This is a genomic window from Streptomyces botrytidirepellens (genome assembly GCF_003721215.1).
Classification (GTDB): Bacteria; Actinomycetota; Actinomycetes; order Streptomycetales; family Streptomycetaceae; genus Streptomyces; species Streptomyces himastatinicus.
Genome location: NZ_RIBZ01000089.1, coordinates 1 through 4411, shown reverse-complemented (window position 1 = coordinate 4411; position 4411 = coordinate 1). Strand labels below are relative to the sequence as shown.

At 74.8% G+C, this 4411-nt stretch carries 4 protein-coding genes; 3 read left to right on the top strand and 1 reads right to left on the bottom strand.

Features of this window, described 5'->3' with window-relative positions:
• Nucleotides 1-693 (top strand): TerD family protein (locus EEJ42_RS06750; RefSeq protein ID WP_425472853.1); only part of this gene is annotated, 693 nt, incomplete at its 5' end.
• A 13-nt stretch (nt 694-706) separates the two neighbouring features.
• Here the strand turns inward: EEJ42_RS06750 and EEJ42_RS06745 are convergent.
• Entirely contained in the window at nt 707-1969 is a 1263-nt protein-coding gene (locus EEJ42_RS06745) for a glycosyltransferase (RefSeq protein WP_123099064.1), read from the bottom strand.
• A 68-nt stretch (nt 1970-2037) separates the two neighbouring features.
• Here EEJ42_RS06745 and EEJ42_RS06740 point away from each other — a divergent pair, with 68 nt between their 5' ends.
• Nucleotides 2038-2841: a glutamate racemase gene (locus tag EEJ42_RS06740; protein ID WP_123099063.1), complete on the top strand. Its 804-nt coding sequence runs from the start codon at nt 2038-2040 to the stop codon at nt 2839-2841.
• Between the two features lie 73 nt (nt 2842-2914).
• On the top strand, nt 2915-3487 hold the full coding sequence (locus EEJ42_RS06735) for a hypothetical protein (RefSeq protein WP_123099062.1): 573 nt from the start codon (nt 2915-2917) through the stop codon (nt 3485-3487).
• Nucleotides 3488-4411: the final 924 nt, after the last annotated feature.

Sequence of the window (4411 nt, the reverse complement as noted above, 5' to 3'; positions counted from 1 at the left end):
CCCGCGCCGGGCGCCGCGCCCGCACCCCCGGCCGCCGCGCCCGCGGGGGCCCCGGTGAGCCTCAGCAAGGTCACGCTGACCAAGGAGGCGCCCGCCGTCTCGCTCACCAAGCAGGGCGGCACCTCCGGCGCCCTGCGGGTCAACCTCAACTGGCAGGTGCACAAGCAGTTCCAGGGGTGGGGCCAGAAGCTCGGCCGGGCCCTGGCCCTGCACGGCGACCTCGACCTCGACCTGGGCTGCCTGTTCGAACTCGCCGACGGCAGCAAGGGCGTGGTGCAGGCGCTGGGCAACTCGTTCGGGTCGCTGCACCAGCCGCCGTTCATCCACCTCGACGCCGACGACCGGACCGGTGCCCGGACATCTGGCGAAAATCTCACCGTCAACCTCGACCACAAGGACGCGTTCCGTCGCATCCTCGTGTTCGTCACCATCTACGAAGGTGCCCGCAGCTTCGCGAACCTGCACGCCACCGTCACTCTTCAGCCACAGTTCGGCGCGCCGGTCGACTTCTCCCTCGACGAGTGCACCGTCCCGTCCACGGTCTGCGCGCTCGCGCTCATCACCAACAACGGCGGCGACCTCGTCGTCCAGCGCGAGGCCCGCTATCTGGTGCCGGACCGCGGCGTCAGCCCGCAGCGCACCCTCGACCACGCCTACGGCTGGGGCATGAACTGGACCCCCGGCCGCAAGTGACCACGGTCCGGGCTCAGGGCGCGGCGCTGGGGCGGGCGTAGGTGCGCCCCTTCCACGCCGCGCCCTGCCCCCGCCAGTGCCGTACCGCCGAGTCGACCGTCATCAGCAGATACAGAAGCGCCGTCAGCGGCAGCAGCGGGGCCAGCCAGAGGGTCTGCCGGTAGTAGCGCAGCATCGGGACGTACGTGGCGGCCATCAGCGCCCACGCGGCGGCGCCCGCCACCAGCAGTGCCGGGCGCCCGGTGAGTGCGCCGGCGCACAGCGCGACCGGCGGCGCGAGGTACACCACCGCGAGCCCCGCGACCGTCGCCACCAGCAGCAGCGGATTGTGCCGCAGCTGGGCGTACGCGCTGCGCGAGACCATCCGCCACAGCTCGCCGAGCCCCGGATACGGCCGCACGCTGTCCACCCGGTCGGCGAGGCCCAGCCAGATCGCCCCGCCGGAGCACTTGACCGCCCGCGCGAGCGCCACGTCGTCGATGACCGCGTGCCGGATGGCCTCCGGGACCCCGGCCCGCTCGGCCGCCTCCCGGCGCAGCAGGACGCAGCCGCCCGCGGCGGCCGCCCAGCGTCCCCGGCGCCGGTTGACCCAACGGAACGGGTACAGCTGGGCGAAGAAGTACACGAACGCCGGGACGATCAGCCGCTCCCAGCCGGTCGTCACCCGCAGCCGCGCCATCTGCGACACCAGGTCCAGGCCGTGGGCGCGGGCGGCCCGCACCAACTCCCGCAGCGAGTCCGGCTCATGAGCGATGTCGGCGTCCGTCAGCAGCAGAAACTCGGCCCGGTGGGCGCTCTTTGCGAGCGCGATGCCGTGCCGCACCGCCCACAGCTTCCCTGTCCAGCCGGGCTCCGGTTCGCCCGGCGAGCCGACGGTCAGCGGCAGCCCGCCGTAGGTGTCGGCGAGTTCACGAGCCAGCTTTCCGGTGCCGTCGGAGCTGCCGTCGTCGATCAGGAAGACCTCGGCCGGTCCCGGATAGTCCTGGGCCAGCAGCGACGGCAGGCTCGCGGGGAGGACGGCGGCCTCGTCCCGGGCGGGCACCACGATGGCCACCGAGGGCCAGCCGCCCGGCCCCTCACCGGGCGCGGGCCCGTGCTCACCGGACGTATTCCCGTGCTGGTCGGGCGGATTCCCGTGCCCATCGGGCGGATTCCTGTGCTCATCGGGTGGGGTCCGGGGCAGCCGGACGTCCGTACGCCAGAAGAACCCCTGGCCCAGCAGCAGCCACAGCCACACCACCAGGGCTCCGGCGGCGATCCACGTCAGCGCGCTCACCCGCCGCAGTCTGCCCGAACCCGCACCGCGGTGCCGAGGCGTCGGGGCCGATCCATTAAAGTGACGGGGTGAAGATCGCGCTAATGGACTCCGGATTCGGCCTGCTGCCCACCGCGGCCGCGATGCACCGCCTTCGACCCGACGCCGATCTCGTCCTCTCCTCCGACCCCGACGGAATGCCGTGGGGGCCGCGTACTCCCGAGGACGTCACCGAACGCGCCCTGGCCTGCGCCCGCGCCGCCGCCGCGCACCGGCCCGACGCGCTGATCATCGCCTGCAACACCGCCTCCGTCCATGCCCTGCCCACCGTGCGGGCCGAACTGGAGCCCGGGCTGCCGGTCATCGGGACCGTCCCCGCGATCAAACCAGCGGCGGCCGGCGGCGGGCCCATCGCGATCTGGGCCACGCCCGCCACCACCGGCAGCCCGTACCAGCGCGAGCTGATCCGTGACTTCGCCGACGGCGTCGAGGTGACGGCCGTGCCCTGCCCCGGCCTCGCCGACGCCGTCCAGCACGTCGACGACGCGGCCATCGACGCCGCGGTGGCCGCCGCCGCGGCCCGCACCCCGGACGACGTCCGGGCCGTCGTCCTCGGCTGCACCCACTACGAGCTGGTCGCCGAACGCATCCGGGCCGCCGTCCAGCCCGCCGGTGCGCCGCCCATCGCCCTCCACGGGTCGGCCGGGGCCGTCGCCGCGCAGGCCCTGCGCCGGATCGGCGCCGAACCCTCCCTGCCGCCCGGCGCGGCCGGGTCCGCCCGCGGCACCCTCACGGTCATCCTCTCCGGCCGCGAGGCCACGCTTCCGGAAGCCGCGCTCGCCTACGCCGAGGGCAGCCTGCTGGCCCCCGCCACCACGACGGCGCGCGGCTGACCCCGACCCCGCCCACCGGGCAAAACGCCGCCGTCGGCTGCCGTGGTAGCGGAACGTGAGTACCCTGCCAGACATGAGGCCCCACGCCGAGGACCCCGATCACCACGGCAAGCAGACCCCGGGCCAGGGCACGCCCGCGGTCTGGACCGGCCATGCCCACAACCGGATGCAGTGGGTGCTGGCGACCGCGGGCGCCGCGTGCGTGGCGCTCGGCATCGACCTGGCCGTCGCCTCCCCCTGGACCACCGGACTCGCCCCGCTCCTGATGTCGGTCATCGGCTGCCTCGCCGCCGGACTGCTGATGCTCTTCGGCACCCTCGCCTTCGTCCATGTGGCGGTGCGGGTCGACGAGGAGTGCCTGGAGGTCCGCTGCGGCCACATGGGGCTGCCCCGCCGCCGCATCCCCCTCAGTGACGTGGTCGACGCCGACGTCGCCCCTCGGGTCACCCCCTGCCAGTGGGGCGGCTGGGGCTACCGATGGCGCCCCGACAAGGGCACCGCCGTGGTGGTGCGGCGCGGTGAGGGGTTGGTGCTGCGGCTGGGGGACGGGCGGATCTTCACGGTGACGGTCGACGATGCGGAGGCGGCCGTGCGGGTCATTCGCGGCCGGCTGCGGCTCATCGCGACGCGGACGTCCCAGGTCTAGCGGCTCCCTCCCCGCCCCGGGGTCACCCCGGCGGTGCGAGGCCGCGGTGGTTGTTTCCCCTGCCCCGCCCCTTCCCGAATCCGGGGGATGCCCCCGGGCCCCCTGTCCTGGCGCTTCGCGGAGCGCCGTGCCCGGGGCGGTCGGGGTGGTGCCGTGTCCGGTCGGGTGTGGCGGGTGGTTGTTCCCCTGTCCCGCCCCTTCCCGTAACCGGGGGATGCCCCCGGGCCCCCTGTCCTGGCGCTTCGCGGAGCGCCGTGCCCGGGGCGGTCGGGGTGGTGCCGTGTCCGGTCGGGTGTGGCGGGTGGTTGTTCCCCTGTCCCGCCCCTTCCCGTAACCGGGGGATGCCCCCGGGCCCCCGTTCTGGGGCTTTGCGGAGTGGCGTGTCCGGGGCGGGTTCGTGTGTCGGTTGGCGCCGGGTCCCGGGCCTGGGGTTTGTCGTGGTGCCGTGTCCGGGGCGGTCGGGGTGGTGCCGTGTCCGGTCGGGTGTGGCGGGTGGTTGTNGTGGCGTGTCCGGGGCGGGTTCGTGTGTCGGTTGGCGCCGGGTCCCGGGCCTGGGGTTTGTCGTGGTGCCGTGTCCGGGGCGGTCGGGGTGGTGCCGTGTCCGGTCGGGTGTGGCGGGTGGTTGTTCCCCTGTCCCGCCCCTTCCCGTAACCGGGGGGTGCCCCTGAGCCCCCGTTCTGGGGCTTTGCGGAGTGGCGTGTCCGGGGCGGGTTCGTGTGTCGGTTGGCGCCGGGGCCCGGGCCTGGGTTTGTCGTGGTGCCGTGTCCGGTCGGGGCGGCGGTGGTTGTTCCCCTACTCCGCCCCTTCCCGAAACCGGGGCCCGCCCGGGCCCCCGGCCTGGGGCTTCTCGCGCATCGGTCGGCGCCGGGCCCCCGGCCCGGGGCCCGGGGCCGCAGTCCTGGGCGGAGTGCGTGTCGGTGGGCC

Excerpts from the sequence above, each read along its gene's own strand:
- EEJ42_RS06735 (WP_123099062.1), top strand. The coding sequence starts at position 2,915 with ATGAGGCCCCACGCCGAGGACCCCGATCACCACGGCAAGCAGACCCCG.